Origin of the sequence: Acinetobacter sp. V110_1 (genome assembly GCF_031798975.1) — a bacterium.
Taxonomy (GTDB): Bacteria; Pseudomonadota; Gammaproteobacteria; order Pseudomonadales; family Moraxellaceae; genus Acinetobacter; species Acinetobacter nosocomialis_A.
This window is the reverse complement of record NZ_JAVQNN010000023.1, coordinates 47,296-74,231: the sequence shown is the minus strand read 5'-3', so window position 1 is coordinate 74,231 and position 26,936 is coordinate 47,296. Positions and strand designations below refer to the sequence as shown.

The window sequence follows — 26,936 nt, the reverse complement described above, 5'->3', positions numbered from 1 at the left end:
GAGCAGCGGACTTTTAATCCGTTGGTCCCGCGTTCGAGTCGCGGACGACCCACCAAATTCTAAAAAGCCTCTCACAATTTGAGAGGCTTTTTTTATTGTTATCTTATTTTCTTTTTATGACTAAAAGATGACGATGCATTTGCGATTTAAAACCTCTCCAACCCAACTCATAAAGACTTCTAATCGCTTTGGAATATAACTTCGGTTCGGATATAAAATATTGAGTGGAAGTGATGGTGCACTATAAGCACTCAACACTTCAACTAAAATACCTTGCTCTATTTTATCTTGAACATCGTAGTAAGGAACTTGAATAATCCCCAAACCTGCACAAGCCGCAGCACTATAAGCTTCGGTATTATTTACACTTAAAGCACTATCCATCATGACGGTTCCACCCGAATATACAAATACGCCCTGTTTTTCTCCTACAGCTCCCGCATAGTTAATCAGTTTGTGCTGAGATAAATCTTCTAATTGTTCAGGCGTACCGTACTGTTCTAAGTAATGGGGGCTTGCACAGTTCACCATGACCAAATGACCAATCAATCTTGCAATTAAACTACTGCTATCTAGCTCACCTACCCGAACAACACAGTCAATCCCCTTTTCAATTAAGTCAGTCATGTCATCAGAACTATTAAGCTGCAAATAAATATCTGGATAACGATGATAAAAATCTGACAACTCAGGAATAATCACTTGATGCACAATCCGACTGGGCATTGAAATTTTTAATGTACCGCGATAATGCTGTTTTTGCATCTGGATCAGTTGTTCTAATTGTTCATAATCAAACAACAAGTTTTGACACTCTGGCAATATTCGCTGTCCATCTTGCGTTAAGCTTACTTTACGGGTGGTACGGTGAAATAAGCGTACGCCATAATGAGTTTCAAGTTGTTGAATGGCACTGGTTACCGTTGAGCGAGGTAGATCGAGTCGATGTGCCACTTCACTAAAGCTTTGCCGTTTAGCGACTTCTATAAAAATAAAAAATTGCTGCAACCGATCCATTTTAATTGTTCGTATTTTCTGAATAGTTAAACCAAACTAGCATAATTGATCAAAAATTACCGCCAATCTAGACTAAAAACACATTAGAACAAGTCATCATAGGAATAACCATCATGGCAACTCATACGCTTAAAGATAAAGTTGTATTGATTACAGGCGGCGCAAAAAACTTAGGTGGACTGATTAGCCGTAAATTTGCAGAACAAGGCGCAAAAATCGCAATTCACTACAATAGTTCAGAAACACAAGCGGATGCCGAACAAACACTCGCAGATGTAAAAGCATTCGGTGTAGATGCTGTTTTAATTCAGGCAGACCTAACTCATATCGATAACATCGAAAAACTTTTCATAGATACCAAACAGCATTTTGGTGGAATTGATATTGCCATTAATACAGTTGGAAAGGTTTTAAAGAAATCATTTTTAGATACCACAGAACAAGAGTTTGATAGCATGAGCGATATCAACTCAAAAATTGCCTATTTCTTTATTCAATCGGCAGGTCGTCATTTAAATGACGGTGGAAAAATCTGTTCAATCGTGACTTCTCTTCTGGCAGCCTACACGGGTCTCTATTCAACCTACGAAGGTTTAAAAGCACCTGTTGAGCATTACACCCGCGCTGCATCAAAAGAATTTGGAGATCGCCAAATTTCTGTGACTGCTGTTGCACCCGGTCCCATGGATACACCTTTCTTTTATGGTCAGGAGTCTGCCGAAGCAGTCACTTACCATAAATCGGCTTCAGCTTTAGGTGGACTTACTAAAATTGAAGATATCGAACCTTTAGTTCGCTTCTTGGTCACCGACGGCTGGTGGATTACAGGCCAAACCATTTTCGCAAATGGCGGTTATACCACCCGCTAAAATTAAAAAAGCCGCATCTCATTGTGCGGCTTTTTCTTTAGGACTATTGGATTATAAAAACTCTTCTAGTACCGAATTTAAGAAAATATGCCCTTGCTCAGTACATGCTAAACGAGCACTATCCTCAACCAGAAGTTTCCTTGCCCGTAATGAAGTAAGTACATCATTTAAATCATCTAAACTGAAACCTGTACGCTGTTCGTATAAGTCAGCGTTTACCCCATCATTTAAGCGTAAGGCATTCATCATAAACTCAAAAGGTAGCTCATCTGCCTCAATCTTTTTCATTTGCAAATGTTCAGCAGGAACCTTTGCTAAGTAATCTTTCGGTAAACGGGTCTTTTGGAAACGGTACACGCCATCTGGCTGTGTTACTTTGCCATGCGCACCTGCACCAATCGCAAGATAATCACCAAACTCCCAGTAATTTAAATTATGGGCTGAAGGTTGTTCTTTACGCCAAGCCGACACTTCATAGTTTACAAAGCCATTTGCTTTTAAATAGGCCTCACCTTGCTCTTGAATATCTTCTAATACCTCATCTTGAGGTAAAACAGGTTGAGTTCGGAAAAATACGGTATTTGGCTCAATAGTAAGTTGATACCAACTGATATGTGTCGCGCCATGCTCTACAGCCATCTTTAAGTCATAAAGTGCTTGCTCTAACGTTTGCTCAGGCAGACCATGCATCAAATCGACATTAACTCGCTTAAAGCCTGCTTGTCGTGCCTGCTCTATTGCATCCATAGCATTGTTTGCTGAATGAATACGCCCAAGCTTTTGCAAGTGATCGGTATTAAAAGTCTGTACACCAATCGACAAACGGTTAATACCCGCTTCTAAATAGCCTGCAAACGGGTCATGTTCCAGTGTTCCCGGATTAGCTTCTAAGGTAATTTCACAGTCATCTTCAAAGTTAAGTAATGACTTAAGCTGCTCAAATAGCCATGCATAGCCTTTGGCAGAAATAAGTGAAGGCGTCCCACCCCCAATAAATACACTTTGAATTGAACGTCCCTGTGCCATCTCGACTTGAGTTTCAAAGTCGGCTACCAATGCTTTTAGATAAGTTTGCTCAAGTTCTGCCGAAAGCGCACCATTAGGCACGGCATGCGAGTTAAAGTCGCAATAAGGGCATTTACGCACGCACCAAGGCATGTGGATATATAAAGATAACGGAACAGAAGCAGGATTTAATACAGCCAAGGAACAAGGTCCAATTTACACAATATTTCTATTTTAACATGACTGCATCAATGGGCTTATGAAAACATACCTTAATTGCTTTAGACTGTTTTTAAACATACTTAAATATTGATAAAAATGATGAAATTCTCTAGTCAACTTTTCCTGATCTTACCCTTAGCTATGGGAATCGGTGTTGCCATGGCTTTTCAAACCGCTATTAATGCTCAGCTTCGTGAGCAATTACACTCACCTTTGCAAGCGGCATTATTATCATTTTTCATAGGTACTATTGTTTTAGCCATTATGGTTTTCTTCCAAAGTGCCGAGAAACCTACTTTAAGTGAAATATCTAATATTCCGTGGCTTCTTTGGACAGGAGGATTCCTTGGGGTTTATGCAATTAGCATGAGCATTTATACTGCACCTAAGCTTGGTTTTTTAACCTTTACAGGGCTAGTCGTTTTTGGGCAATTGGTTATTTCTATGTTGCTTGACCATTTTGGATGGTTAGGTACAGACAAAACTCCTGTTACATGGCAACGGTTCCTAGGTGGAGTGGTTATCTTTGTTGGTGTGTTACTCACCCTACAGCGCTAGTTTCATTTTTATATTTATAAAGAGTATCTTTTGTGTCGAATGTCACGTCGTTTCGGACTGAATTAAAACAACTCTTCCATTTAATGCTACCTATTTTAATTACGCAGTTTGCTCAAGCAGGGTTCGGATTAATTGACACCATTATGGCAGGGCATTTATCTGCAGCAGACTTAGCTGCTATTGCAGTAGGTGTAGGTCTATGGATTCCTGTTATGCTCCTTTTTAGCGGGATCATGATTGCCACTACACCGCTAGTTGCAGAGGCAAAAGGCGCTAGAAATACAGAACAAATTCCTGTCATTGTTCGTCAGTCATTATGGGTTGCCATTATTTTAGGTGTAATGGCTATGCTCATTTTGCAGCTTATGCCTTTTTTCTTACACGTGTTTGGTGTCCCAGAAAGCTTACGACCTAAAGCAAGCTTATTCTTACATGCTATTGGGTTAGGTATGCCAGCCGTAACCATGTACGCAGCGCTACGTGGCTATTCAGAAGCTTTAGGCCACCCACGCCCTGTCACCGCGATTAGCTTATTGGCCTTAGTGGTTTTAATCCCTCTAAACATGATTTTCATGCATGGCTTAGGGCCAATTCCTGCTTTAGGTAGCGCAGGCTGTGGCTTTGCAACATCCATTTTACAATGGCTCATGCTGATTACTTTAGCTGGCTATATTTATAAAGCTTCAGCTTATAGAAATACGTCTATTTTTAGCAGATTTGATAAAATTAACCTGACTTGGGTTAAAAGAATCTTACAGCTTGGTCTGCCAATTGGTTTAGCGGTGTTCTTTGAAGTAAGTATTTTTAGTACAGGGGCATTGGTGCTTAGTCCACTGGGTGAAGTGTTTATTGCCGCGCATCAAGTGGCAATTTCAGTTACTTCGGTGCTGTTTATGATTCCGCTTTCACTTGCGATTGCCTTAACCATTCGCGTGGGAACCTATTATGGTGAAAAGAACTGGGCTTCCATGTACCAAGTGCAAAAGATTGGTTTGAGCACAGCAATATTTTTTGCTCTATTGACCATGTCATTTATTGCTCTAGGCCGTGAACAAATTGTCTCGGTTTATACTCAAGATATAAATGTTATGCCTGTTGCGATGTATTTACTCTGGTTTGCAATGGGTTATCAGTTAATGGATGCTCTACAGGTCAGTGCTGCTGGCTGTTTAAGAGGTATGCAAGACACTCAAGCACCAATGTGGATTACGCTTATGGCGTATTGGATAATTGCTTTTCCAATCGGGCTTTACTTGGCACGTTATACCCATTGGGGCGTAGCTGGCGTATGGCTAGGTTTAATTATTGGCTTAAGCATTGCCTGTGTTTTACTGCTCTCGCGGCTTTATTTAAATACCAAACGATTAAGTCAAACCTAATAAAAAAGCCGATGAAACATCGGCTTTTTTTATTTTATGCAGACTTTGCCCGCGGGCTTGCTCCAATTTGCCAGACAAAAGGTAAATCCGTACGGTTTACTTCCCAATCTCCAATCACTTTTTCTTTATAAATAAGCGGATTATGTGAAGATACAGTACGCGCATTACGCCAGAAACGGTCAAGTTGTTTCGCTTGGCTACTTGCCGATGCCCCTAAGGCATTAAATAACTGACTGGTTAAATCAAGCACTAGGTTAGAAATTACGACCTGCCCTTGTGCCGACTCAAGCTCGGCATCTACATTAAACTGATGCTCTTTCACTTCAGACTCGGCAAAATGACTTTCATAAGCCTTTTGCAAGGCCTCGGCAGTTTTTAAGGTAATTGCTTCACTTGCATACGCTTGAGCGGATGCCTTACCCACTACTTGTAAAACTTGCGGATCATGGCGAACCAAGTCACCATTACCATGACTAAAAATACGTTTACGTTCACGGATTTCCTGACTAAACGTCTCGACTGCGGCACGCGCAATACCCGTTAATGTTGCGAGATGCACCACCTGATAAAAAGCGGTTTGATACTTAAAACGTTGATCAAATGGAATGAGGTTTGAAGCTGGCAAATGAACCTGATGTACTTTTAAAGTACCACTGCCTGTTGTCTTTTGACCAAAACCATCCCAATCATCCAGCACACTTACACCTGTTTCATGACGGTAAATAGCAGCAATCACATGACGGTCGTTCACTTCATCGTAAGCAAATAAATCAATCCAGTCTGCAAAAATACTGCCAGTTGAATAGTACTTTTCACCATTTACCACCAAGTTACCCGAAGCGTCTTTGGTGACACGTGTAACGACATCACCAATCTGTACATTTCCAACTTCTGTCCATGCATTTCCGACTAAGTCACCTTGTACAAAGCGCTGAAACCAGACCTCTTGTGAGTGCTCTTTATGAGCAACCAAACGGTCTTCAACAAATGCAAAATGACCTCGTAAAGCTTGTACAATATTGGAGTCAGCTTCTGCTAACTCTGCTAAAAGCTGAAACAGTTGAGGTAATGAAACCCCATCTCCACCATATTTACGGGGTACTCGTACAGCACCCAACTTGGCTTCTTTTAACCACTGAATCGGCTCAAAAGGTAAGATTCGCTCTTTTTCCCGTTGAATTGCACCTTGCGCAATTTTTTCAAAAACGGGACGAAATCTATTTGCTACCTTCTCATAATCGGCGCCTACCGATAGTTCTTCTAATTCAATTTGGGCTGTTGTCATCGTTATTCTCCTAATCTTGTCTTTTCTTGAATTTAGCTCCATGCATGACGAGGTGGTTGAACGCCATTGAGGTAATAGTTACCGACAATGTGATACTTCCAGCGCACAGGATCATGCAAGGTATGTGTACGGGCATTGCGCCAGTGACGGTCAAGGTTGAGTTCAGATAAAGTAGAACGCGTACCCGATAACTCAAAAAGTTTATTGGCTGCCAAAATAGCAATTTCTGTAGTGAGTACTTTTGCCTCGGCAACCAATAGTGTGGCTTGGTTTACATGTTCTTCGGTGGTGTCAGCAATGGCCTGATCAATTGCATCTCCAGCCAAGTCAAGGACCGCTTCTGCTGCACGTAGTTTGATTTTTAAGTCACCAATATTTGCAATTGTGTAAGGGTCCTCACTGGCTTTTTCCAGACCTGAATCAATCCATGCACGGCTGTGATTTTTGACATATTGGATTGTTTCTTCAATTGCTCCACGCGCAATACCTGCATCGACTGCAGCCTGAATAAACTGAGAAATAGCACCTGCTGGTGTTGGACGTTCAAATGCTTGGTAAATCGGAACTAGATATTCCTCACGTACTGGAACCTGATTCAGCTCTACCGTACCGCTAGCCGTGGTACGTTGTCCAAAACCGGTCCAGTCATTAATAATATTAACCCCAGATGTTTCACGTGGCACAAGTGCAGCATAAGGTTGTCCTTGTTCATTTACAGCAACAATTGGAATCCAGTGGGCAAGCAAAGCCCCCGTTGCAAAGAATTTCTTGCCATTAATTTCATAACCATGTTCGGTCTTTTGAAGTTTAGTCGTGAGGTCCGCGACTGTTTTACTGTGTTTTTCGGAAAATGCATTGCCAAAACGAATTCCTCTTAACACCAAATTAAAGAAGAACTGTTGTTGTTCAGGTTTCGCGTCTAGTCTTAAATGCTCAATAAAAGCCAAATGGTTTTGAGGCAACTGAGCAAGAGATGGATCAACACTCGCAATTGTTTTGATGACTTCCGCTAAAGTTCGATACTTGACTTGCGCGCCACCAAACTGCTTCGGCACAGTAATGGCCCAGAGACCGCTTTGTGAGAACTGTTGAATTTCATTTAAGGGTAAACGGCGTTCTCTATCTCGATCGGATGCCTCTTGTGCAAACTCTTGAGCAAGTTGTTTAGCAACCTCAATTGCTTCTTCATCAGAGCGAATAATATGCGCGTCTTTTGACTGTTCAAACACAGACAAAGGAACCGCTTGAGAACGCCCATAGGACGAATTTAGATTGGTCATAACTTTTATTGTCTCTATTTCTTATTTAACATGTCCTTCACCTTAGCACTAAAAAAACAGCGACTTTATAGATATTAAAGCTTTGTTTATGAAATGAATTTTGAAAAGCTTTTCACATTTTTTACTTTAAAAATAACGTTTTGTTTTTCGAAAATTTTCTTACATGCGCTAAACAATTTCATATAGGCTTTTTAAGTTTTGTCACCTATGATCAAAACTAGACAATATTATGTTGTAGTCAACGAGGTATCGAAGATATGGCAAAGAATGCAAGTTCACCTGGCAAACGATTTATGAAACTTGCAGGAATGACCGCGAGCATTGCAACAAAAACCGTTTCTAACTCGATTCGAAACCTGACTGCGGATGAAGAACAGAAACTGGCTGCAAAAACTAAATTGTTTCAAGATATCGGTCTACAGATTGCAGACACCTTAGGTGAAATGAAAGGTGCTGTTATGAAAGTTGGGCAAATTGCATCGCAATATAAAGATATCTTCCCACCAGAAGTTGCTAAAGCGATATCAAAACTACAACGCCAAGCTCCAGCCATGCCTTTTTCTGCGATTCAGCAACAAGTGGAACGTGAGCTTGGAAAACCGCTCAATGTTGCCTTTAAATCTTTTGATGAACAGCCTTTTGCCGCTGCATCAATTGGACAAGTTCACAAAGCAGTTTTGCCAAATGGCCAACAAGTTGTGGTTAAGGTTCAATATCCCGGTGTTGATGAAGCCTGCGAAAGTGACTTAAAACAAGTACGTTTAGCACTACGCTTAATGGGTGTACTTAAAATTGATAAAAAACTGCAAGATCAACTTTTTGCAGAGATTCAAGATAGCCTGTCAGCAGAGCTTAACTATGAAATTGAGGCTCAAAATCTTGAGGTCTTTAAAACTTTTCATAGCAAGTTAGATGACAAAATTATTATCCCGACTGTTTATAAAGATTACTCTTCAAGACGAATTTTGACTTTAAGCCTTGAACAAGGTGACAGTATTGAAACTGCGAGTTCTTGGCCTATCGAAATTCGGAATACTATTGGGCGTCGTTTAATCCGCGCTTTGGGTCAGGAAATGTTCTTTTTAAAGCGTTTTCACTGTGACCCTCACCCAGGTAACTTTGCCTTCCGCCAAGATGGCAGTGTGATTATTTATGACTATGGCAGTGTTAAAACGCTTTCCAATGAAATTGTCTATAGCTTTAAACGATTGGTGAATGCAGCTCGTCATGAAGATATCGACTTAATTGAAACAGAATTACTTGCCCTGCACTCTTTGAACGAGAAAGGTAAATTTCCGAGTGACCTTTATAAGCTCTGGATTGAAGTGTTATTGCGTCCGCTTACCACAACCTATGACTTTGCAGAGAACTCATCACATCATGATGGCATGTTACTTGTGAAGAAGTCTTTAAAATATTGGGATGTGTTTAAGCCTTCACCAGATACTTTAATGGTCAATAGAACCATTTCAGGACACTACTGGAACCTCATTCACTTAAAAGTACATGACAACCTGAATGATTTATTTGAAGAACTTGTTCCTCCTGCTAATTAACTCAATGAGCTGATCCAATGTAGCCTTTTCAGGGTTACATTGACTTATTTAATGTTATGTTATAACATTTCTTTAATCAAAAATAATTTAGGACAATCTCTCATGCGTAAAGATATTCATCCTGCTTATCAACAAGTGTTATTTCATGACACCAATGCAGACGTCTACTTCTTAATTGGTAGTACTCTTCAGTCTAAACAAACCAAAGAATATCAAGGACAAGTCTATCCTTATGTGACTCTTGATATTTCGAGTGCTTCACATCCTTTCTATACAGGTGAAGTACGTCAAGCAAGTAATGAAGGCCGTGTTGCAAGCTTTAACAAACGCTTCGCTCGCTTCAATCGTAAGAGTTAATCTTACGTTAAGTTTTGACCAATACACTTAAATCATTGGAAGCCTAAGACTATCTCCTCCACTTAGGCTTCTTTTTTTATGTGGATTTTTTCTATACTTTTTTCAGTTGTGTATAAACTAAAACTTATCCACAATTTGCCTAAAAACGCTTCTGATTATTTTCAACAACCCATCATTTTTTATAGCTCTCAAGCTTTCAAAGCGTGTATTCGATGCTATGCTTAAGTCCCATTTGATAGGAAGTTTAAGATTATGGCACAAGAGTTACTTGCCCAATTACAAGCAGGCACAGCAAAATTTTCAGACGTTTTAGCTCATATTGAAGCACGTTACCAACATACTCCAACAGCTTTTCAAAATGGCGCACAGTATAACGCTGCGACTGAAAATCAAGGCAGTGCAAAAGTTTTCTCTTTTGCCAAGTTACAAGGTTTAGACCAAACACAAACTTTAAGTTTATTTGCAGAGCACTATGCATCTGTATTGGCTACACCAGAAGGAACTGACCACCAAAATATTCGTCAGTTTATGCAAAATGGTTGGGATGGTGTGAAGTTTGAAGGTCAGGCTTTAACTGAAAAAGCTTAATCATTTTTTTAGCACAGCCTCAAATTATGAGATTTTCTAAAGCCTATTAATAGGCAATGCCTCACTTTTGAGGGCAAAAGTGACAAAACCCTTTGTCCCGCTGATGCTACATCCATGTAGCACAGCGAAACGACGGCATCCATGCCGTCTGTCACGATAGTAGATGCCTTATTTTTCTTAATTATTTTATTAGCCTCTTACATTTGATACGCGATAACGTCATTCGCAGCCTGCGTGGTGTCAATAAAAGTTTGTTTTTGCAAAGCATAAGATAAATGGATTCAGTGAACAGGTTCTGCGAATGACAGATGCCTTTGGTTACTTTGGGCAAAACCAAAGTAACTTAATTAGCTACTTCCATTAGATAACTCAACGATAAGACTCCGTCGTGAAAATCCTACTCAACACTCAACTTCGATGAGCTCTCACAACTTGAAATCATGGTCAATTCTTAAATATAAAAACTCAATGCCCCGCTACCCAATAATAAGTCGCCAACCCCAAACACGTAAAAATTAACGATCCTATTAAATGAACAGAAATCGCCAACATCGCCATTCCCAACTTACCACTTTGCAATAAAGTCACAATCTCAATCGAGAACGTCGAAAAGGTAGTTAAAGCACCACAAAAGCCTGTGATTACAAAAAGCTTATAGTTCGGACTTAAATCACTATGAGCAAAATAGGCCATCGCAAAACCAATAATAAAACCACCGACTAAATTAACAGTGACAGTACCCAGTGGAATTTGCGGGTAAATCGGGTTAAGTTTTAAACCTAAAAACCAACGCAACCATGCCCCTAGCACTGAACCTACAGCAATTGAAAGTAAAGGATAATACATAGAACCACCCCTTTAGTGAGATGCTAAAAGAGCAAACAAAAATGATGGGAAACGTGACATGGCATACTCCAAAAATAAGCAGAGTACGCAATAACCTACGTACCCAGCGATATAAATATATGAGGGTAACGTAGGCATCATTAGCCAATACGGCGGTTTTTCAAGGGAGGAATGCCATCTCCCCGTTTTAAGTATATTAAATCATCTAAAATTTGATTAAAACATACTTTTTAAATCATGGACGTTCATCGTATTGCGGTAAATCGTCACAAATGCTTTCCCACTCTGCTTTTGAAGCAGCAAAAATATGCATTGTCGGTTTTTGGTTTAATGGTGTATCGAGTGACCCAATTCTTACACGATATAGTTCAGGCTGGGCATCACGCGAACTTATAAGCGGTGAACCACATTCGCTACAAAACCAGCGATACACACCGTTCACAGCAAATTTTTTGACAAGGTCTTCACCTTGGATAATTTTAAAATCTGTACTTTTAACAGGAGCATTGGTGGCAAATGCTGTTCCATTGGATTTTCGACAACGTTGGCAGTGACACTGAATAATATCTCCGATATCGCCTTTAATTTCATAGCGAATACCCTGACATAAACAACTTCCTTGATAAACTGGCGATGCTTGAGACATGTTCTCATAAATCCTATTATTATTGATTGCTCAAAAATAACACTTTTCACATATCAAACATAGTACCGAATTTGGCGTTATTTCTCTAAGAATGAATGCACGCCTTCACCAGCCGCTCGTCCCGTAGCAAAGCATGCTGTAAGCAAATAGCCGCCTGTAGGAGCATCCCAGTCCAGCATTTCACCACAGCAAAAAACACCTGAGGTTTGTTTAAGCTCTAGGCTTTCAGTTAATGCACCTTGCTTAACACCTCCAGCACAGCTAATTGCTTCCTCAATAGGTCTAAAGCCATCTAGCTTAATTTGAAGTGCTTTCATTTGCTGAGCCATAGCCTCTGGTTGGCTCCATAGCGCTTTATCAACCACTTCTCTAATTAAGTTAATTTTGGCCGTGTCTAAGCCTGCTTTACGCCAGATATTGGTGAGCGATTGTTTTTTACTAACCTGCAATTTTTTAATTAACTTTGACAACTCTACATCAGGCAATAAATCTAAAAATAGATTTAAGCTTTTCCCTTGTTTTTGTTGTTCTCTTAAAGCTCGTCCAAGTTTATAAATAACACCACTTTCTAAACCATAGTGAGTAATCACAATATCGCCATGAGTAACTTGGCTAGGCTCAACCCACGCATTGATACGCTTTAAAGGTTCACCAAAACAGCTTTCCATAAAAGCTGACCAAGTGTGCAATACTCCTGCATTACTTGCTTGAAAAGGTTCAATACTGGATTGATCCACCCATTGCTGCCAAGCACCATCGCTACCCAATTGGGACCAAGATACAGCCCCACAAGCCAATACGACTGCATCGTATTGTTGGGTAAAAGTCTTGCTGCTTTGATTATTTTGGTTTTCTAAAGTCACAGTTGTACCTTGCAAATTAATACAACGATGACGATAAAAGAATTTAACTTGTTGCTCTGCCAAGCGCTTGAGCCAAGCACGCAGTAAAGGAGCAGCTTTCATTTCGACAGGGAAAATGCGACCGGAACTACCCACATACGAGTCTATTCTCAAACTTTTCATCCAGTTCTGAATCCAGACTGCATCCCATTTTTCAACCCACGGTTTGAGCCATTCTGCATGGTCATAACGTTCAATGAACTGGGCTAATGGTTCGGCATGCGAGATATTTAAACCCGTTTTACCAGCCATCAAAAACTTACGTGCAGCCGAAGGTTTTTGCTCAAACACATCAATTTCATAAGTATACTGGCTCAGTACCTCAGCAGCCATAAGACCAGCCGGACCAGCACCGATAATGGCAACCCGCTTATTCGACATGTGTTTGCCCTTGCAGCGGTGCAAACTCATCAAATCGAGTTTTATAACCTTCAGGCTTGGTCATAATGAGCTGCTGGCAAAGCTCGCCACGCTCTAAATATTTAATTTCAAAATGAGTACGTGCAGAGGTTTGCGCAATTTTTTCTTTTTGGTAAGGCAGCTTCCACACATTTAATAACTGTTGTTCAGCTTCTTCAATATATTCAGGAATATTACTTGCCAAAGTAATGGTTCCGCCTGTTTTCAGACGTGATAACAGAAACTCAAAAAATGGCATATTCAACCAGCGTTGTGCCGGATTATGCGGTTCTGGGTTCGGATAAAGAATAAAAAAATGTTCAACTTGTGCAGGCTGTAAAGCATGTACCACCCACGGCAAAGCATCCGCATGTACAGGTACCAGATTTTCTCGTGGTTCTAAACCATGCTGCTTTTGCATTGCCAAGAATTTTTCTCGGGTTCGTTCAATCGCATATAACGTGTGCTGTGGATTTTGCCCACTAAATAGCAAAGCATGTTTACCTTTGCCCGCCCCAATTTCTACACAAATTGGAGTATTTTCAATTGGGGTAAAATCGCGAGGCGCTTGCATACGTTGTGCTTGAAATTGACGAATCTGCATAATCACATCAAACTAAATAAAAATCGGCACAAGTCTAACAAGTCACCTGACTTTTGCCTAATCTATTTCTCTTCACTTTGAGGATATCGCTTTATGCCACGTACATTCCCCTGCCCACGTTGTGGTGAACCAAGTGTTTGGGAAGGCAATGAATTTCGTCCATTTTGTTCTGAACGTTGTAAACTCATTGATTTAGGCGCTTGGGCAAACGATGAATATAGACTGCCTACCCAAGATGCTCCTCAGCAAAACAAGGGTAGTCAGCATGAAGATGATTATGAGGATTAACCCGCTTTACCTGCGACAAACGGGTTAAATTTTTTTTCATAGCCAATGGTACTCATTGGACCATGACCTGAAATAAATTGGGTTTGATCTGGCAAGCTAAAGCATTCACGTTGAATCGATTCAATGAGTTGCTCATGGTTACCACGTGGAAAGTCTGTTCTTCCTATTGAGCCTTTAAACAGGACATCGCCAGTCCAGAGTAAGCCATGATTCTTGTTATAGAACATGACATGCCCTGGTGTATGTCCTGGTGCAAAACGTACCTCAAACTCATCTTCACCGAGTTTGAGCACTTCGCCGCCTTCAAGCCATTGATCAACTTTTACTGGCTGTGGAATTGGAAAGCCATAACGTGCTGAAACTTCCTGAATCATATCTAACCAGAACTGATCTTCTTTATGCGGACCAACAACGGGAACACTCCATTCTTGTGCGAGTTCACCCACTGCCCCTGCGTGATCTAAATGCCCATGAGTAAGCCATAGTGCCTTTACTTTTAAACCTAAAGCTTCTACTTCTTTCTTCAAAACAGCAGCGTCACCGCCTGCATCAATCAAAACTGCTTCTTTTGTTTCACTGTCCCAGACTAAAGAACAGTTTTGAGCAAAAGCAGTAACTGGAACAATTTTGACTTGCAGCATAAGAACCTCTGGCTAAAACGCAATTAACGGTGGGCTAAGGTATGAGTAAGGGCATCAAGATTAGCCTGAACTAAACCTGCAAGCAAATCAATATGAGCCTGATCACTATTTAAAGCAGGAATGTAAGCATAGCTTCCGCCACCCGCCTCTTGAAACAACTCAGCGTTTTGGATGGCTAACTCTTCAAGTGTTTCTAAGCAGTCAGCAGAAAAAGCGGGACTTAAAACCTGAACTGACTTAACACCCTGCTTCGCCCAATCTTGTAAAAGCTGATCAGTATAAGGTTTTACCCATTCTTGTTTTCCAAAACGTGATTGGAAACTAATTGCCCATTCATCATCTTTTAAATGTAAAGCTTCAGCGACTAACTTTGCGGTAATGCGACAACGGTCTGCATAAGGATCACCTTTGTCTGCATAAGGCTGTGGAATACCATGAAATGACATCAATAGTTTTTCAGGCTTACCATGCTGCTCTTGGTAGACTAAAACACTTTCCGCCAGTGCTTGAATAAACATTGGGTGCTGGTAGTAGTCTTTAATAATGGTTAGACCTGGCAAATTTCGCTGAGTAGGAATCCATTTGGCAAATGCATCGTATAGAGGCGCTGTAGATGTCGCAGAATACTGAGGAAATAAAGGCAATAAAATGACATGCTCTTGTGGATGAACTGCCAGTTTTTCTAAAACTGCATCAATACCCGGATTACCATAAGTCATTGCTGGCAATACAGTTAAATCAAATTGTTTATTTTCACGCTCTAAATAAGCTTGCACACGTTGAGTTTGCTCGAGCACAATTTCACGCATGGGTGAATCGGTAGACCATACTGAAGCATAGGCATGCGCTACTCTTTTTGGGCGAAAAGGTAAAACGAACAAATTTAAAATAATCCACCAGATCAATTTTGGTATTTCAATCACACGTGAATCAGATAAAAACTGCTTTAAAAAACGGCGCACCGCTGGGACAGTTGCCTCATCCGGTGTACCTAAATTCGCTAAAATGACAGTAACTTTCGGTTTTTGTTCAAACGACATGCGCAAATGCCTTTCAGTTCAACTTATGACACTAATGTAACAGTTTTCATTGTTATATATAAATTGAATCGCTCTAAGCTTTTAATCGAGCACCTCGATGATTCCATTTATAACTCAGTAAAAGCTTTTGCGCTTTTGTAGTCAATTTCCACAAACTTGGGTACTGCTCAGATTTTGTTGGAATAATCCAACCTTGTGACTGCATTTGCCTTTTAATTCGAAATAGCGCTTTATGATTGATTTGTGCACAAGCTACTGCATGGGCACGAGGTAACACCTCGCGGGCATCTTCTAGCCCTGCTTGATTAAGATATTCATTAAGGCAAGTGCCGAAGTTTTCTTCTGGCATAGCTGTCTCAAAGTGTTTAGCCAAAATACTTAATAGCTCAGACCACGTCATTTGCCTCTGGCGTTTCAGCTCTTTAAAGTTACCGTCTTGAAACGCTTGAATTTGATACTCAAACGCAAAAATGTCTTGTGGCGCTACTTCATTGAGTTGTGTAGGCACATCTGCTAATTGTTTCTCTAATTGTAAAATTTTACTTTTTAATCGATTAACCTCATCTTCCAACTGATGTGCTTGGTGTGCAGGTACCCAACCCTGTCCCACATGTTGTTCAACCATTAGAGGCATATTTAAACGGACAGCTAGCTCTAAATCACGCGGGCTTTTAAAGTAAAATACGTGGTGAGCTTCGTGTAATAGTTTCTTTCTAAATGCTAGAAATTTTTCTTTAAGCTGTGGATGAGTCTCTTGCAAATGCATATCGCGGCTTTCAGGTTGCTCATGCATGAATACCACAATAGGTTTAGCTCGGCTTAAAGCATATTCATACTCTTGAGCAAAATAGCTAGCGCCAGAAATAGATTGTTCACCGTACTGGCTGCCTAATAGTAAGACAACGTAATCCGATTCATCAATTTGTCGACGGGAAAGTGTTGTAGTTAAAGGACTTCTATACTCTAAACCCCAAGCAAAGAAACCCATACTGACTAAAGTTTGAGAGAGAACTACACGTTCAGGTTGCATCTCGCGACCTGACGTTGAAATAAAAATCTGATAGCGTGTATCGAGCATAACAATACCCTTATCGCCCCATAATCTTAATATGGCCTAAATAAGCCAAGACTATGAACCGCCCCAAATAAGAAAAAATAAATATAAAAAACGCTTTCTTCTGAATGCCTACAACAGAGCTCAACTCAGATTGTGCAGCGTCCATGACAATTCTTGTGGAATCATATTCTGTAAAACAGGTTGCAATGCATCGGCATTATTACCACTTACATAACATTCAATACGTGCAACATTCTGACGTATTTGGTCACATAATAACTCATTTTTTATTAAAATACGGGCTGTTTGTCGGGCAACTGCTAATCCCGAATCAACCAGTGTGAATTGGTTATCAAAAAGATGCTGAATTGCTTCATTTAAGAACGGATAATGCGTACAACCGAGCACTAAATAGTCAGCCCCTTGATCGGCTGCAGGCTGTAAAACCTCTTTTAATGCATTCAAACAAACAGGACTCATTTGCTGCCCTGCTTCAACACAAGGAACAAGTTCCAGATTAGTTAAAGTCATGACTTTAACACCCGCTGGAACAGCAAACTTTTCAACAACATCTTTAATAAGTTGCCCACGAAAAGTAGCAGGCGTTGCCAATACTGCCACTACTTTAGAACGTGTTTGTAATACGGCAGGTTTTAATGCCGGTACTAAACCAACAATTGGGAAGTGCTCGCCATAATGTTCACGTAAATGGTCAAGACTAAATGCTGAGGCAGTATTACATGCTACGACTGCAATTTTACAACCTTGGCGGTATAACCAATCGACAGCGCGAGCGGTAAGCTCTCTAATTTCGTCATCAGAACGAGGGCCGTAAGGTACATAGGCTGTATCGGCATAATAGACAATACGTTCGTTTGGCAAATATCTGGCAATTTCTGCTGCAACCGACATTCCTCCAATTCCCGAATCAAAAATACCAATTGGGGCATCTGCTGATGCTTTAGGCATAGATTCTAATTCAGTAAATAAAGGCTGTATGGCTGTCATGGCAGTACTAGAGAGTGTCGGAAAATTTCACTCTATAAAGCTTAAACCTCAAGTGCCTAATTGCAAGTGCAAATTACCACTTTTTAACTGCAAAATGGTTTCACCTTTATCATTTTCGACCAGTGTTCCGTAGTTCACGAGGTGATAGAAAGCTTGGCGTTGAATAAGTGCATTAATACCAAATCGGACATGCACATAAGGGCGTAATTCGCCTGCATATTCGCGCATAAAAATCGGGTGTTCTGCATCAACCAAAATCACATCTTGATTGGTCGTCGTCAGTTGTAAAAACTGATCACCTGAAATTTCGACCTGATCCACCTGATTGACCAATAAAGGTTCATCTTCAACTTCGATTTCAATTTGTTCTACAGGGGTTTTCAGGTAGAATTTACCCTCTTCTTTCCATAGGACTTTGGTAAACAAATCCAATAGGGCTTGGCGCTTGATTAATTGACCTTCGTGCCACCATTCTCCATTGGCTTTAACCGTTAAATCCATTTTACCGCAATGCTTTGGATGCCATTGCTCTAAAGGTGGAATTGACCTTTTGTGACTTTGCTGTACATCTTTTAAGTATTGTGCAATGTTCATTAAGTTTTTATCATCAGATAACGGTATTTTTCCCATATCCGATGGGGAATTATTTTGATTTACCATAGTTTATGCCTTGCTGACGAGAAAATATGACGACTCAGCCAATTGGCTAGATCATGGTTTAAAACTATACTAGCCAAAACGATAAAAGGCACAATAGCATATTTGCGCCTATGGATTAAAACTCACGGCAGCACCGGATGATCTGACATTACGGTTGCCACCTTTAAGTATTGAGGAGTCCTACATGGAACACATCGAACGCGAATCGATGGAGTTTGACGTTGTCATCGTAGGTGCAGGACCTGCAGGTCTATCTGCTGCGATTAAGATCCGTCAATTAGCGATTGAGAATAACTTACCCGATCTTTCAGTTTGTGTAGTTGAAAAAGGCTCTGAAGTAGGTGCGCATATCTTATCTGGTGCTGTACTTGAACCACGTGCTATTAATGAACTTTTCCCGAACTGGAAAGAAGAAGGCGCGCCTCTTAACGTACCTGTAACTGAAGACAAAACATTCTTCTTGCTTTCAGAAACTACGTCTAAAGAAGCACCTCACTGGATGGTTCCTAAAACCATGCACAATGACGGTAACTATGTTATTTCATTAGGTAACGTGGTTCGTTGGTTAGGCCAAAAAGCTGAAGAATTAGAAGTTTCTATCTTCCCTGGCTTTGCTGCATCTGAAGTGCTTTACCATGAAGACGGTACTGTAAAAGGTATTCAAACTGGTGACATGGGTATTGGTAAAGATGGCGAACCAACGCATAACTTTACTCCGGGTTATGAGCTTCACGCTAAATACACTCTCTTTGCTGAAGGTTGCCGTGGTCACTTAGGTAAACGCCTTATTGCAAAATATAACCTTGATAAAGATGCTGACCCTCAGCACTACGGTATCGGGATTAAAGAACTTTGGGAAATTGACCCAGCAAAACATAAGCCGGGCTTAGTGATGCATGGCGCTGGTTGGCCATTGGCTGAAACTGGTTCTTCTGGTGGTTGGTGGTTATACCACGCTGAAAACAACCAAGTGACTTTGGGTATGATTGTGGACTTGTCTTATGAAAATCCACACATGTATCCATTCATGGAAATGCAGCGCTGGAAAACTCACCCACTCATTAAACAATATTTAGAAGGTGGTAAGCGTATTTCTTATGGCGCACGTGCTGTAGTGAAAGGCGGCTTCAACTCATTGCCTAAATTGACTTTCCCGGGCGGTTGCTTGATTGGTGATGACGCAGGTTTCTTAAACTTTGCAAAAATCAAAGGCTCACACACTGCCATGAAATCAGGCATGTTATGTGGTGAGGCTGTATTTGAAGCGATTGCTGCTGGTGTAGAAAAAGGTGGTGACCTTGCGATTGCACGTGTTACTGAAGGCGAAGATTTATTCGTTAAAGAATTGACTTCATACACTGACAAATTTAACAACAGCTGGTTAAAAGAAGAGCTTTATAACTCTCGTAACTTTGGTCCAGCAATGCATAAATTTGGTCAATGGATTGGTGGTGCATTTAACTTTATCGACCAAAACGTCTTTAAAGTTCCATTCACTTTACATGACTTGAAGCAAGACTTTGCTGCATTGAAAACTGTTGATGCAACAAGCTTTAAGCCAAACTATCCAAAACCAGATGGCAAACTTACATTTGACCGTTTGTCTTCTGTGTTTATCTCAAACACTGTACATGAAGAAAACCAGCCAGCTCACTTGAAGCTTACTGATCCTTCAATTCCAGTGAACGTAAACTTACCAAAATGGGATGAGCCTGCTCAGCGCTACTGCCCTGCTGGTGTTTATGAAATCATGGAAAATGATGATGGTTCTAAGCGCTTCCAGATTAACGCAGCAAACTGTGTTCACTGTAAGACTTGTGATATTAAAGACCCATCTCAAAACATCACATGGGTAACGCCTGAAGGCGGCGGTGGTCCAAACTATCCAAATATGTAATTCCTTAAAAAAACTCCCCTCAAGTGAGGGGAGTTTTTTTTATTAGAATATCTTCGATTTTTTACCAAATACCATAACGGTTGGCCCAATGGCTGTATGTGCAGCACCATAGTCCTGATGAATCTCAATTCGATAATCATCACATTGATAGATATATTTATTATCCTTTTGCACCCAACCTTTTTGGGGAACCTTAAATTTGTTAAGAATTCTACTTTTAAAAAGATCTAAGTCCGTCTCATAACTTGCCATAGGGCCATCAAGAAAACTCAAACTAAAGGAAGTGATCATTCCGGTATCTAGATCATAAGCAATATGACCAATTCCAGTGACGCCTGTTTTTTTGATCTGGGGATCAACCCCATCGGCAAACTCTAAATGGTAACTATCTCCTCCTAACACCACTTGTTTTACTGTAGGGTGAAGCTTTTGAAACTCACGAATATTTTGCCCAACCTCTAAACCTGCGACATTCATAGTTTGTATAGGAGTTTCACAGGTTTTTGCATATGTGATTGAACTAAATAAGGCGCAAGCAGCAAACCCTAAGCATAGATGAGAACTTTTCATCTTTACGTCCTGAAATGAAGTGTATTCACTGTTTTAATTTTTATTAGATTCAAGAACATGGAGCTAAAGCTTTAAATATTTGCTTTAGCCCTTTTTCACCAAGTAATGAAATTCTTTATGACCATTTTCATCTAAGCGTTCTTCTTGCAAAAGCAATTCGTGACCCAAGTGCATACAAAATTTAGGAATATCCCACGAAGTCGAATTGTCTGTTGCGAAGACCTCAACCACGTCTCCAGATTTAGATTTACGAATGGCTTGATGCAACATCATGACAGGTTCCGGACAACGTAAACCACGTGTATTGAGTTGTACAGTAGGTGAAATAGGTTGTTCTGACATAACTAACTCGAACAAATAGAATTTTCACATTTTAGCATAAACCGATCACTGACTTATGAACTGTAACTGGTGTTTACATAACAATATGTGTTTTGTCTTTTACTTTGTTTTATAGATGCATAAGGGCCTTTTCTTCGGTATGATCATTGTATTCATTTGATACATTGAGTCTTTAGGAAAGATCATGCAAGAGGAACCGAGTCCGTCGTGGGGAATGCGAGGCTTACGAAAGTGGTTAGGTACAGCGCCCGAAACCCGAGATGAATTATTAAAACTAGTCCAAAATTCACGTCGTTTTTTAGAACCTGATACTGTTGCCATGCTAGAAGGTGTTCTTGACCTTCCTGCTACAAAAATTCGTGAAGTCATGACGCCGCGAACAGCAATGATCAGTATGCAAGAAGATGATCAGTTACTTGATATTCTTCATGTATTGGTTGAGTCTGCTCACTCACGTTTTCCAGTTTTCTCGGCTGACCAACCCGATAATGTTGTCGGTATATTACTGGCAAAAGATTTACTGCCATTTTTGACTGAACCAAATACCAAATTAGATATTGGCTCGCTTATGCGCCAGCCATTATTTGTGCCTGAAAGCGCTCGTTCAGATCAAGTTCTTCGTATGCTAAAACATACCCAAACCCATATCGCGATTGTCATTGATGAATATGGTTCAACGGCTGGGCTTGTTACGCTTGAAGATATTCTTGAAGAGATCGTGGGTGAAATTGAAGACGAACATGATACTGCTGATGAAGATGCACAGTACATTGTTCCAGATAGTGACCACAGTGTAGCGAATGCATGGATGGTGCAAGCACTTACACCAATTGAACACTTCAACACTGTTTTAGATGCTGATTTTTCTGACGATGAAGTAGAAACTGTCGGCGGTTTATTGCTTCAAGAAATTGGTTTAGTCAGTGATTTACAAGGTCAGACTGTTGAACTTGGAAAGTGGTTATTTACGATTGTTGAAGCAGATGCCCGCACTATTCATCTGATTCGAGCTGTACGTCAATGAGAGCATACTTTGAAAAGCTGTTAGATTCTTCGCAACAACAAAAACAGCTTCCTTTAATTTTTCCTTTGCTCATTGCTTTATTTTCGGGTGCCGTGTTTAGTTTTGCACTGGCACCTTATTATTGGTGGTGGTTGGCAATTTTGTCTCCTGCCCTACTCTATGCAACATTGCATAAACGCTCAGCCAAACAGGCTTTTGCGATTGGCTGGAGCTATGGTTTTGGTTTATGGTTTGTAGGAGCTTTTTGGCTCTACACGTCTATCCATGTATACGGCGATACCAATGCGTTTCTAAGCGTATGTATGATTGCTGTTATGGCTCTTGTGATGGGCTTATTTACAGCATTTCAAACTTGGGTTTATCGATGTTTCTTCCCAGAAACACCCCTGACTTTCGCACCTCTCTGGATTGTTTTTGAGTGGGCTAAAACTTGGGTATTTACGGGTTTCCCGTGGCTATTTGTAGGTTACGCTTTTACCGAACGCCTACTCGATGGTTATGCGCCGCTATTTGGTATTTATGCAATTTCCTTCGTGGCAATTGTACTAGCGTGTGCTTTAGTCGAAGTTCTACGTAAGCGTATTTTCTGGGTTATTCCTTCTGCCCTATTAGTTTTAGGTGCATGGGGAGCATCATATATTCAGTTTGTACAACCTAAAGCGGCTAAACCACTGAACGTTTCGCTCATTCAAGGTAACATTCCACAAGATTTAAAATGGCTAACCGAATATCAAGTTAGAACATTAGAAATTTATGCTGGTTTGACTCAATCTGAATGGGGCCGTGACTTAATTGTATGGCCTGAGTCTTCAATTCCACTCTTCCAAACCGACATTGAACCGTTTTTGGATGCAATGGATGCGCAGGCGAAAAAGAACCATACAGCTTGGGTAACCGGCATTCCTTATTGGGATGTCGCGAAATCACATCAAGTTGGTAGTCCTCAGTATTACAACAGTATTATGGCTTCTGGTAGCGACTCAAGCGGTCTCTATAAAAAACAGCGTCTTGTGCCGTTTGGCGAATATATTCCATTGTCAGGTTTACTGTCATGGGTTTTACCTGCCATGCAAAATGACATTAGCATGAGTGGTTTTACACGTGGCGAGAGCAACCAGAAACCACTTTTAATTAAAGGTCATGCTCTTGCGGCTGCAATTTGCTATGAAGTGGCATATCCAAACCTGACACGCCGTAATGCAGAAGACAGCGACTTCTTGGTGACAGTATCTAATGATGCTTGGTTCACTGGAACAGCTGGCCCATGGCAACATTTACAAATGGTGCAAATGCGTGCGAAAGAAAACGGTCGCTGGTTTATTCGTGCAACCAACACAGGTGTAACAGCGTTTATTGATCAAAATGGTCATATCACTGAACAAGCACCGATTGATAAAGAGTTTGTCTTGAGAGGCGATTTACCAGCCATGCAAGGTCAAACTCTCTATAACCGTTTAGGTGATTATCCAATTTTAGGATTTGCGGTATTACTGCTGGTTTTAGGTTGGATTTATCGTCCACGTAAAGTTGATGTGTCTTTTAAATCACGTCGCTAAATTATAATAGCTTTGTACCCAGAGGAACTTCAAACTCTGGGATACAAAGTGCAACATCCCCATCTGCGTTATGAAACCCTGTCACTAAGCATTCTGACTGAATAGGACCAATTTGTTTTTTAGGGAAATTCACGACAGCAACCACTAATTTACCAATCAAATCTTGTGGTCGATAAAGTTTAGTAATCTGAGCACTGGATTTACGTACCCCTAACTCTTCACCAAAATCTACATGCAAAATATAGGCAGGTTTACGCGCTTTTTCAAAAACCTCAGCTTGAATAATTTTGCCAACGCGAAGTTCTACTTTTAAAAAATCATTCCACTCAATCTGTTCCACTTGTATTTCTCATATTCTTAAATCTTCAAATCAAAAACACACAATATAAAAAAATAAATTATTTATGTTTAATTTGAAAATTCCATGTTAAATTAAGTCCGCTGATTCAAAAGCCGTAAACGTTTACGTCAATCAACGTTCCAACATATCTCCAACAAGGCTTGGAGCTATTTGTTCAAAATATTTTTATATTTTGAATGGCGCGGGCGTTTGTTGGTTTACGGAGTCAAAATGGAAAACCAAAAAACTTTCTATAATTTTAAGAAACTTCCAAGTCGTTATACAGCTATTGTTTTACCTTTTCTTCTATCCATCATTATGACTTTTGTAGTGTCCATGGTCAGCACTTTACGAAGTTTAGGACTAGAAGACTTTTCTATAAATGTCTGGATGTCTGCATGGGTCATTTCTTGGTTAATTGCTTTTCCAACGCTGCTTTTAGTCTTACCCGTCGTCCGTAAAATCACAGCACGATTGGTTGAGCCTGCTTAAACAAAAAAATAAAACGTAGATACTGCCTCTACGTTTTATTTAAAAATTTGATTTTAAATATCACTAAAAAGCGATTGATAATTCCAAAGATAAATAAGCAACTAAGCTTGATAAAAAAACCATAGGCACATAGCGATAAGCTTTAAAAACTAATTGCTCATATTTAGAAGAGATCTGTTTAGCTTGCCATACACTCGCTTTTAATGCAGTGAAAAAGCTCACCATTAACCACGCACTGACAATACTTAATGCAAAGAAGCCAATCATGATTTGACTACTGCCTTCTGTACTCAACCATAGCTTTAATGAAACTTCGGCAATCGGTAATAACGCTAAAATCAATAGGACAGACTTAAGCATTACCCAATGAAACTGGTTTAGTTCATCAAGTACGAGAAATGCTTTCATTTAATCTCTCCTATAAGTTTATAAAGTGCTTTTTTATTTATTATGCAAAGCTTTTATTTAAATATATAGCTTATTTTCTCTTATATTTTAACTTTCTTGTAACTATTAAATATGGGAATAATTCTTATTTTAAATCTCAAATCTAACTATTAACTTTATTATTTTATTTTCAAATAGTTATTATATTTTTTGTGATTAAGAAAGATTATCAATTCGCATTATCATTTTATCTTTTTAAACAAATCGATAATCTCTCTTACATTTTAATTAAGGTTGGTAGTAAATATCGGCATCGTTGCCTTCACCACCTTCTTTACCATCTGCACCAAATGAATATAGGTCAAAAGGATGGCCATCTTTTCCAGGAATGACATATTGAATATCATTTTTCCAACTGTCTTTAGGGTAACCACCTTTCACATAACCACCCGGCATCCAGTTTTTTGCGGTAGCAGGCTGGTTAATGAGGGCATCTAAACCACCTTCTTGCATGGTCGGGAAATGTCCGTTATCGAGCTTGTACTGATCTAAAGCACCCGCTACGCCCTTTAAGGTAATTTGAGTCGTATCGATTTTAGCTTTTTCACTACGGCCCATGACGTTCGGTACGATTAAAGCAGCCAATACCCCTAAAATCACAATCACAACCATAACTTCAATAAGGGTAAAGCCTGAGACACGTTTCATTCGAGCACCATTCGAACGTGCCGCAAGTCCGAAAGCGCTTGAGGAATAAACATCTGATACAGAGCTATGCTCGGAATGGCTCGTTGGCTCAAGCTGATTTGAAACCACAGATTCACTATGTTGCTTCATCACTGTTTCGCTTTGAATATTTTTTACTTTCATCATTATCTCTAATATCAAAGTTATTAAATCATATTGTTCATATTTACGATTGGCAGCATAACCGCAATTACAATGACCAGTACAATACTTGCCATTAGAACTAGCATAAGCGGTTCAAGTAATGCCAATAAGGTTGAAATAAATGTCGTCACCTCACGGTCTTGCATAGTCGACGCACGTTCTAGCATGCGATCCAGTTCGCCTGATGCCTCACCACTTCGGATCATTTGTACCATCATTGGTGGGAAATAACCACTGCGCTCCAATTGCGTACCCAAGTTACCACCTTCTGTGACACGTTCAGCAGCATGAGCAATTGAGTCACGGATCACCCAGTTATTGGTCACAGCCGCACCAATTTTTAAGGCGTCCACCAATGGCACACCCGAACGAGTCAAAATAGACAAAGTACTGGCAAAGCGTGCAGCATTAATACCACGGGACAGTTTACCGAATAATGGCAATTTGAGTGTTAAGCGATCAAAAGCATAATGACCAGCCGTTGTTTTTAAAAACCGTACAAAGGCAACTACACCCACAACTGCAAAAAGAATAATAAACACCCACGCATGGCGAATAAAATCACTCGCTTTCATTAAAGCGACTGTAATCCATGGTAAGGCATCTTTGCTTTGATCGAAGGTTTTTACAATCTCTGGCACAACATAAGTCATTAATCCCATCACAATACCAAATGACATCAGCATTAAAATGATCGGGTAAATCATGGCACCTTGAACTTTCTTTTGCATGGCAAAACGGTTCTCGGTGTAGTCAGACAACTGATCTAAAATCAGATCTAAATGTCCTGATCGTTCACCTGCGGCAACCGTTGCAATATAAAGGTCAGGAAAACGCCCTGACTGTTGCATGCCTTGCGCAAGTGAATGCCCTTCCAATACTCTTGAACGAACCGAAAGTAAAAGATTTTGCACATGGGCTTTTTCACTTTGTCTGCTCACGGCGCGTAAGGCTTCTTCTAGAGGAATTGCAGCAGCAACCAAAACGGAGAGTTGTCTGGTCATCAGTGCCAAATCATAAGCACTAAACTTTTTCTGGAATAACCCGTGGCTTTGATGCTTATCTTTTTGCTCAACCGGGTCAACGCTAATCGGAGTCCATGCTTTATCACGTAATTGTTGGCGAATCTGACGTGCTGAGTCTCCCTCAAGCACCCCCTTTTGCTGCTTCCCTGAAGCATCAATAGCAGTAAATTGATATGCAGGCATGGTAATGTTCTAATTTTCCAAA

30 protein-coding genes and 1 riboswitch are annotated in these 26,936 nt (G+C 40.2%); of the genes, 11 read left to right on the top strand and 19 right to left on the bottom strand.

The window, feature by feature from the left end; all coding sequences use genetic code 11:
* Nucleotides 1–120: 120 nt before the first annotated feature.
* Nucleotides 121–1,017 carry a LysR family transcriptional regulator gene (locus tag RMA95_RS09655; RefSeq protein ID WP_311070285.1) on the bottom strand — a complete coding sequence of 299 codons (897 nt, stop codon included), beginning with the start codon at nucleotides 1,015–1,017 and terminating at the stop codon, nucleotides 121–123.
* Nucleotides 1,018–1,130: 113 nt separating this feature from the next.
* Here RMA95_RS09655 and RMA95_RS09650 point away from each other — a divergent pair, with 113 nt between their 5' ends.
* Nucleotides 1,131–1,886, top strand: coding sequence for an SDR family oxidoreductase (locus RMA95_RS09650; protein ID WP_311070284.1), 756 nt, complete (start codon nucleotides 1,131–1,133; stop codon nucleotides 1,884–1,886).
* Nucleotides 1,887–1,937: 51 nt separating this feature from the next.
* Here RMA95_RS09650 and hemW read toward each other — a convergent pair whose 3' ends face one another.
* Nucleotides 1,938–3,092 (bottom strand): radical SAM family heme chaperone HemW, encoded by a 1,155-nt coding sequence (gene hemW, locus RMA95_RS09645; RefSeq protein WP_311070283.1) that lies wholly within the window; start codon nucleotides 3,090–3,092, stop codon nucleotides 1,938–1,940.
* 117 nt (nucleotides 3,093–3,209) lie between these two features.
* On the opposite strand from hemW, the gene RMA95_RS09640 reads away from it, so the two are divergent.
* Both RMA95_RS09640 and abeM read left to right on the top strand, forming a co-directional pair.
* Nucleotides 3,210–3,671: a DMT family transporter gene (locus tag RMA95_RS09640; RefSeq protein WP_004698953.1), complete on the top strand. Its 462-nt coding sequence runs from the start codon at nucleotides 3,210–3,212 to the stop codon at nucleotides 3,669–3,671.
* A gap of 32 nt (nucleotides 3,672–3,703) precedes the next feature.
* Nucleotides 3,704–5,050, top strand: coding sequence for a multidrug efflux MATE transporter AbeM (abeM, locus tag RMA95_RS09635; RefSeq protein ID WP_019456920.1), 1,347 nt, complete (start codon nucleotides 3,704–3,706; stop codon nucleotides 5,048–5,050).
* A 34-nt stretch (nucleotides 5,051–5,084) separates the two neighbouring features.
* Here abeM and RMA95_RS09630 read toward each other — a convergent pair whose 3' ends face one another.
* Both RMA95_RS09630 and RMA95_RS09625 read right to left on the bottom strand, forming a co-directional pair.
* Complete coding sequence (locus tag RMA95_RS09630) at nucleotides 5,085–6,335, bottom strand: acyl-CoA dehydrogenase family protein (protein ID WP_077164972.1); 1,251 nt, start codon at nucleotides 6,333–6,335, stop codon at nucleotides 5,085–5,087.
* 32 nt (nucleotides 6,336–6,367) lie between these two features.
* Nucleotides 6,368–7,615: an SfnB family sulfur acquisition oxidoreductase gene (locus tag RMA95_RS09625; RefSeq protein WP_311070282.1), complete on the bottom strand. Its 1,248-nt coding sequence runs from the start codon at nucleotides 7,613–7,615 to the stop codon at nucleotides 6,368–6,370.
* A 257-nt stretch (nucleotides 7,616–7,872) separates the two neighbouring features.
* Here RMA95_RS09625 and RMA95_RS09620 point away from each other — a divergent pair, with 257 nt between their 5' ends.
* From RMA95_RS09620 to RMA95_RS09610, 3 genes are all read left to right on the top strand, one after another.
* Nucleotides 7,873–9,171, top strand: a complete 1,299-nt coding sequence (locus RMA95_RS09620) for an AarF/ABC1/UbiB kinase family protein (RefSeq protein ID WP_311070281.1) — start codon at nucleotides 7,873–7,875, stop codon at nucleotides 9,169–9,171.
* 102 nt (nucleotides 9,172–9,273) lie between these two features.
* A complete protein-coding gene (locus tag RMA95_RS09615; protein WP_032027678.1) occupies nucleotides 9,274–9,528 on the top strand; it encodes a type B 50S ribosomal protein L31 in 255 nt (84 codons plus the stop codon).
* Nucleotides 9,529–9,780: 252 nt separating this feature from the next.
* Nucleotides 9,781–10,116, top strand: coding sequence for a HopJ type III effector protein (locus tag RMA95_RS09610; RefSeq protein ID WP_311070280.1), 336 nt, complete (start codon nucleotides 9,781–9,783; stop codon nucleotides 10,114–10,116).
* 465 nt (nucleotides 10,117–10,581) lie between these two features.
* On the opposite strand, the gene crcB is transcribed toward RMA95_RS09610, so the two are convergent.
* The 4 genes from crcB to RMA95_RS09590 all read right to left on the bottom strand — a co-directional run bounded on the left by crcB (nucleotide 10,582) and on the right by RMA95_RS09590 (nucleotide 13,519).
* Complete coding sequence (gene crcB, locus RMA95_RS09605) at nucleotides 10,582–10,962, bottom strand: fluoride efflux transporter CrcB (protein ID WP_199996254.1); 381 nt, start codon at nucleotides 10,960–10,962, stop codon at nucleotides 10,582–10,584.
* Nucleotides 10,963–11,086: 124 nt separating this feature from the next.
* Nucleotides 11,087–11,153: riboswitch (Fluoride riboswitch) on the bottom strand.
* Between the two features lie 44 nt (nucleotides 11,154–11,197).
* The gene (locus tag RMA95_RS09600; RefSeq protein ID WP_311070279.1) at nucleotides 11,198–11,608 is read right to left on the bottom strand and encodes a GFA family protein; all 411 of its coding nucleotides are present in this window, start codon (nucleotides 11,606–11,608) and stop codon (nucleotides 11,198–11,200) included.
* A gap of 77 nt (nucleotides 11,609–11,685) precedes the next feature.
* Nucleotides 11,686–12,891: a TIGR03862 family flavoprotein gene (locus tag RMA95_RS09595; protein WP_311070278.1), complete on the bottom strand. Its 1,206-nt coding sequence runs from the start codon at nucleotides 12,889–12,891 to the stop codon at nucleotides 11,686–11,688.
* Complete coding sequence (locus RMA95_RS09590) at nucleotides 12,881–13,519, bottom strand: SAM-dependent methyltransferase (RefSeq protein WP_311070277.1); 639 nt, start codon at nucleotides 13,517–13,519, stop codon at nucleotides 12,881–12,883. Before RMA95_RS09590 ends, RMA95_RS09595 begins: the two co-directional genes overlap by 11 nt.
* 87 nt (nucleotides 13,520–13,606) lie before the next feature.
* Here RMA95_RS09590 and RMA95_RS09585 point away from each other — a divergent pair, with 87 nt between their 5' ends.
* Nucleotides 13,607–13,801 (top strand): DNA gyrase inhibitor YacG, encoded by a 195-nt coding sequence (locus RMA95_RS09585; protein ID WP_004698974.1) that lies wholly within the window; start codon nucleotides 13,607–13,609, stop codon nucleotides 13,799–13,801.
* Here RMA95_RS09585 and RMA95_RS09580 read toward each other — a convergent pair.
* The 5 genes from RMA95_RS09580 to RMA95_RS09560 form a co-directional block, all read right to left on the bottom strand.
* Nucleotides 13,798–14,442, bottom strand: coding sequence for an MBL fold metallo-hydrolase (locus tag RMA95_RS09580; protein WP_019456911.1), 645 nt, complete (start codon nucleotides 14,440–14,442; stop codon nucleotides 13,798–13,800). The genes RMA95_RS09585 and RMA95_RS09580 overlap by 4 nt on opposite strands.
* A gap of 23 nt (nucleotides 14,443–14,465) precedes the next feature.
* Complete coding sequence (gene hemH / locus RMA95_RS09575) at nucleotides 14,466–15,482, bottom strand: ferrochelatase (protein ID WP_311070276.1); 1,017 nt, start codon at nucleotides 15,480–15,482, stop codon at nucleotides 14,466–14,468.
* A 73-nt stretch (nucleotides 15,483–15,555) separates the two neighbouring features.
* Entirely contained in the window at nucleotides 15,556–16,560 is a 1,005-nt protein-coding gene (locus RMA95_RS09570) for a DUF4062 domain-containing protein (protein WP_151682965.1), read from the bottom strand.
* A 120-nt stretch (nucleotides 16,561–16,680) separates the two neighbouring features.
* Entirely contained in the window at nucleotides 16,681–17,547 is an 867-nt protein-coding gene (gene murI, locus RMA95_RS09565; protein ID WP_174735293.1) for a glutamate racemase, read from the bottom strand.
* Nucleotides 17,548–17,595: 48 nt separating this feature from the next.
* Nucleotides 17,596–18,207, bottom strand: coding sequence for a DUF1285 domain-containing protein (locus tag RMA95_RS09560; protein WP_004883477.1), 612 nt, complete (start codon nucleotides 18,205–18,207; stop codon nucleotides 17,596–17,598).
* Nucleotides 18,208–18,391: 184 nt separating this feature from the next.
* Here RMA95_RS09560 and RMA95_RS09555 point away from each other — a divergent pair, with 184 nt between their 5' ends.
* Nucleotides 18,392–20,104: an electron transfer flavoprotein-ubiquinone oxidoreductase gene (locus RMA95_RS09555; protein WP_004698986.1), complete on the top strand. Its 1,713-nt coding sequence runs from the start codon at nucleotides 18,392–18,394 to the stop codon at nucleotides 20,102–20,104.
* 42 nt (nucleotides 20,105–20,146) lie between these two features.
* Here RMA95_RS09555 and RMA95_RS09550 read toward each other — a convergent pair whose 3' ends face one another.
* Together RMA95_RS09550 and tusA are read right to left on the bottom strand one after the other, a co-directional pair.
* On the bottom strand, nucleotides 20,147–20,674 hold the full coding sequence (locus tag RMA95_RS09550; RefSeq protein ID WP_311070275.1) for a hypothetical protein: 528 nt from the start codon (nucleotides 20,672–20,674) through the stop codon (nucleotides 20,147–20,149).
* Between the two features lie 84 nt (nucleotides 20,675–20,758).
* The gene (gene tusA / locus RMA95_RS09545) at nucleotides 20,759–21,016 is read right to left on the bottom strand and encodes a sulfurtransferase TusA (RefSeq protein WP_002053527.1); all 258 of its coding nucleotides are present in this window, start codon (nucleotides 21,014–21,016) and stop codon (nucleotides 20,759–20,761) included.
* Between the two features lie 184 nt (nucleotides 21,017–21,200).
* Here tusA and RMA95_RS09540 point away from each other — a divergent pair, with 184 nt between their 5' ends.
* A complete protein-coding gene (locus RMA95_RS09540) occupies nucleotides 21,201–22,040 on the top strand; it encodes an HlyC/CorC family transporter (RefSeq protein ID WP_004698992.1) in 840 nt (279 codons plus the stop codon).
* Nucleotides 22,037–23,596, top strand: a complete 1,560-nt coding sequence (lnt, locus tag RMA95_RS09535) for an apolipoprotein N-acyltransferase (RefSeq protein ID WP_311070274.1) — start codon at nucleotides 22,037–22,039, stop codon at nucleotides 23,594–23,596. Before RMA95_RS09540 ends, lnt begins: the two co-directional genes overlap by 4 nt.
* 1 nt (nucleotide 23,597) lies before the next feature.
* On the opposite strand, the gene RMA95_RS09530 is transcribed toward lnt, so the two are convergent.
* Nucleotides 23,598–23,936, bottom strand: a complete 339-nt coding sequence (locus RMA95_RS09530) for a tRNA-binding protein (RefSeq protein WP_311070273.1) — start codon at nucleotides 23,934–23,936, stop codon at nucleotides 23,598–23,600.
* A 231-nt stretch (nucleotides 23,937–24,167) separates the two neighbouring features.
* Between RMA95_RS09530 and RMA95_RS09525 the strand changes: the two genes are divergently transcribed.
* Nucleotides 24,168–24,428 (top strand): DUF2798 domain-containing protein, encoded by a 261-nt coding sequence (locus RMA95_RS09525; RefSeq protein WP_032047914.1) that lies wholly within the window; start codon nucleotides 24,168–24,170, stop codon nucleotides 24,426–24,428.
* Nucleotides 24,429–24,491: 63 nt separating this feature from the next.
* Here RMA95_RS09525 and RMA95_RS09520 read toward each other — a convergent pair whose 3' ends face one another.
* The 3 genes from RMA95_RS09520 to gspF form a co-directional block, all read right to left on the bottom strand.
* Nucleotides 24,492–24,836 carry a hypothetical protein gene (locus RMA95_RS09520; RefSeq protein ID WP_311070272.1) on the bottom strand — a complete coding sequence of 115 codons (345 nt, stop codon included), beginning with the start codon at nucleotides 24,834–24,836 and terminating at the stop codon, nucleotides 24,492–24,494.
* 267 nt (nucleotides 24,837–25,103) lie between these two features.
* Nucleotides 25,104–25,685: a type II secretion system major pseudopilin GspG gene (gene gspG / locus RMA95_RS09515; RefSeq protein WP_311070271.1), complete on the bottom strand. Its 582-nt coding sequence runs from the start codon at nucleotides 25,683–25,685 to the stop codon at nucleotides 25,104–25,106.
* A 23-nt stretch (nucleotides 25,686–25,708) separates the two neighbouring features.
* Nucleotides 25,709–26,914, bottom strand: a complete 1,206-nt coding sequence (gspF, locus tag RMA95_RS09510; RefSeq protein ID WP_002157042.1) for a type II secretion system inner membrane protein GspF — start codon at nucleotides 26,912–26,914, stop codon at nucleotides 25,709–25,711.
* Nucleotides 26,915–26,936: the final 22 nt, after the last annotated feature.

Bases quoted from the DNA above. Each gene is read 5' to 3' on its own strand.
- RMA95_RS09615 (WP_032027678.1), top strand. From the start codon at position 9,274: ATGCGTAAAGATATTCATCCTGCTTATCAACAAGTGTTATTTCATGAC.
- RMA95_RS09585 (WP_004698974.1), top strand. From the start codon at position 13,607: ATGCCACGTACATTCCCCTGCCCACGTTGTGGTGAACCAAGTGTTTGG.
- RMA95_RS09525 (WP_032047914.1), top strand. From the start codon at position 24,168: ATGGAAAACCAAAAAACTTTCTATAATTTTAAGAAACTTCCAAGTCGT.
- RMA95_RS09580 (WP_019456911.1), bottom strand. From the start codon at position 14,442: ATGCTGCAAGTCAAAATTGTTCCAGTTACTGCTTTTGCTCAAAACTGT.
- RMA95_RS09540 (WP_004698992.1), top strand. From the start codon at position 21,201: ATGCAAGAGGAACCGAGTCCGTCGTGGGGAATGCGAGGCTTACGAAAG.
- crcB (WP_199996254.1), bottom strand. From the start codon at position 10,962: ATGTATTATCCTTTACTTTCAATTGCTGTAGGTTCAGTGCTAGGGGCA.
- RMA95_RS09640 (WP_004698953.1), top strand. From the start codon at position 3,210: ATGATGAAATTCTCTAGTCAACTTTTCCTGATCTTACCCTTAGCTATG.
- tusA (WP_002053527.1), bottom strand. From the start codon at position 21,016: ATGTCAGAACAACCTATTTCACCTACTGTACAACTCAATACACGTGGT.
- RMA95_RS09560 (WP_004883477.1), bottom strand. From the start codon at position 18,207: ATGGTAAATCAAAATAATTCCCCATCGGATATGGGAAAAATACCGTTA.
- RMA95_RS09655 (WP_311070285.1), bottom strand. From the start codon at position 1,017: ATGGATCGGTTGCAGCAATTTTTTATTTTTATAGAAGTCGCTAAACGG.
- RMA95_RS09620 (WP_311070281.1), top strand. From the start codon at position 7,873: ATGGCAAAGAATGCAAGTTCACCTGGCAAACGATTTATGAAACTTGCA.
- RMA95_RS09520 (WP_311070272.1), bottom strand. From the start codon at position 24,836: ATGAAAGCATTTCTCGTACTTGATGAACTAAACCAGTTTCATTGGGTA.
- RMA95_RS09595 (WP_311070278.1), bottom strand. From the start codon at position 12,891: ATGTCGAATAAGCGGGTTGCCATTATCGGTGCTGGTCCGGCTGGTCTT.
- gspF (WP_002157042.1), bottom strand. From the start codon at position 26,914: ATGCCTGCATATCAATTTACTGCTATTGATGCTTCAGGGAAGCAGCAA.
- gspG (WP_311070271.1), bottom strand. From the start codon at position 25,685: ATGAAAGTAAAAAATATTCAAAGCGAAACAGTGATGAAGCAACATAGT.
- RMA95_RS09630 (WP_077164972.1), bottom strand. From the start codon at position 6,335: ATGACAACAGCCCAAATTGAATTAGAAGAACTATCGGTAGGCGCCGAT.
- RMA95_RS09625 (WP_311070282.1), bottom strand. From the start codon at position 7,615: ATGACCAATCTAAATTCGTCCTATGGGCGTTCTCAAGCGGTTCCTTTG.
- hemH (WP_311070276.1), bottom strand. From the start codon at position 15,482: ATGTCGTTTGAACAAAAACCGAAAGTTACTGTCATTTTAGCGAATTTA.
- RMA95_RS09600 (WP_311070279.1), bottom strand. From the start codon at position 11,608: ATGTCTCAAGCATCGCCAGTTTATCAAGGAAGTTGTTTATGTCAGGGT.
- RMA95_RS09570 (WP_151682965.1), bottom strand. From the start codon at position 16,560: ATGCTCGATACACGCTATCAGATTTTTATTTCAACGTCAGGTCGCGAG.
- lnt (WP_311070274.1), top strand. From the start codon at position 22,037: ATGAGAGCATACTTTGAAAAGCTGTTAGATTCTTCGCAACAACAAAAA.
- murI (WP_174735293.1), bottom strand. From the start codon at position 17,547: ATGACAGCCATACAGCCTTTATTTACTGAATTAGAATCTATGCCTAAA.
- RMA95_RS09550 (WP_311070275.1), bottom strand. From the start codon at position 20,674: ATGAAAAGTTCTCATCTATGCTTAGGGTTTGCTGCTTGCGCCTTATTT.
- RMA95_RS09555 (WP_004698986.1), top strand. From the start codon at position 18,392: ATGGAACACATCGAACGCGAATCGATGGAGTTTGACGTTGTCATCGTA.
- RMA95_RS09650 (WP_311070284.1), top strand. From the start codon at position 1,131: ATGGCAACTCATACGCTTAAAGATAAAGTTGTATTGATTACAGGCGGC.
- RMA95_RS09610 (WP_311070280.1), top strand. From the start codon at position 9,781: ATGGCACAAGAGTTACTTGCCCAATTACAAGCAGGCACAGCAAAATTT.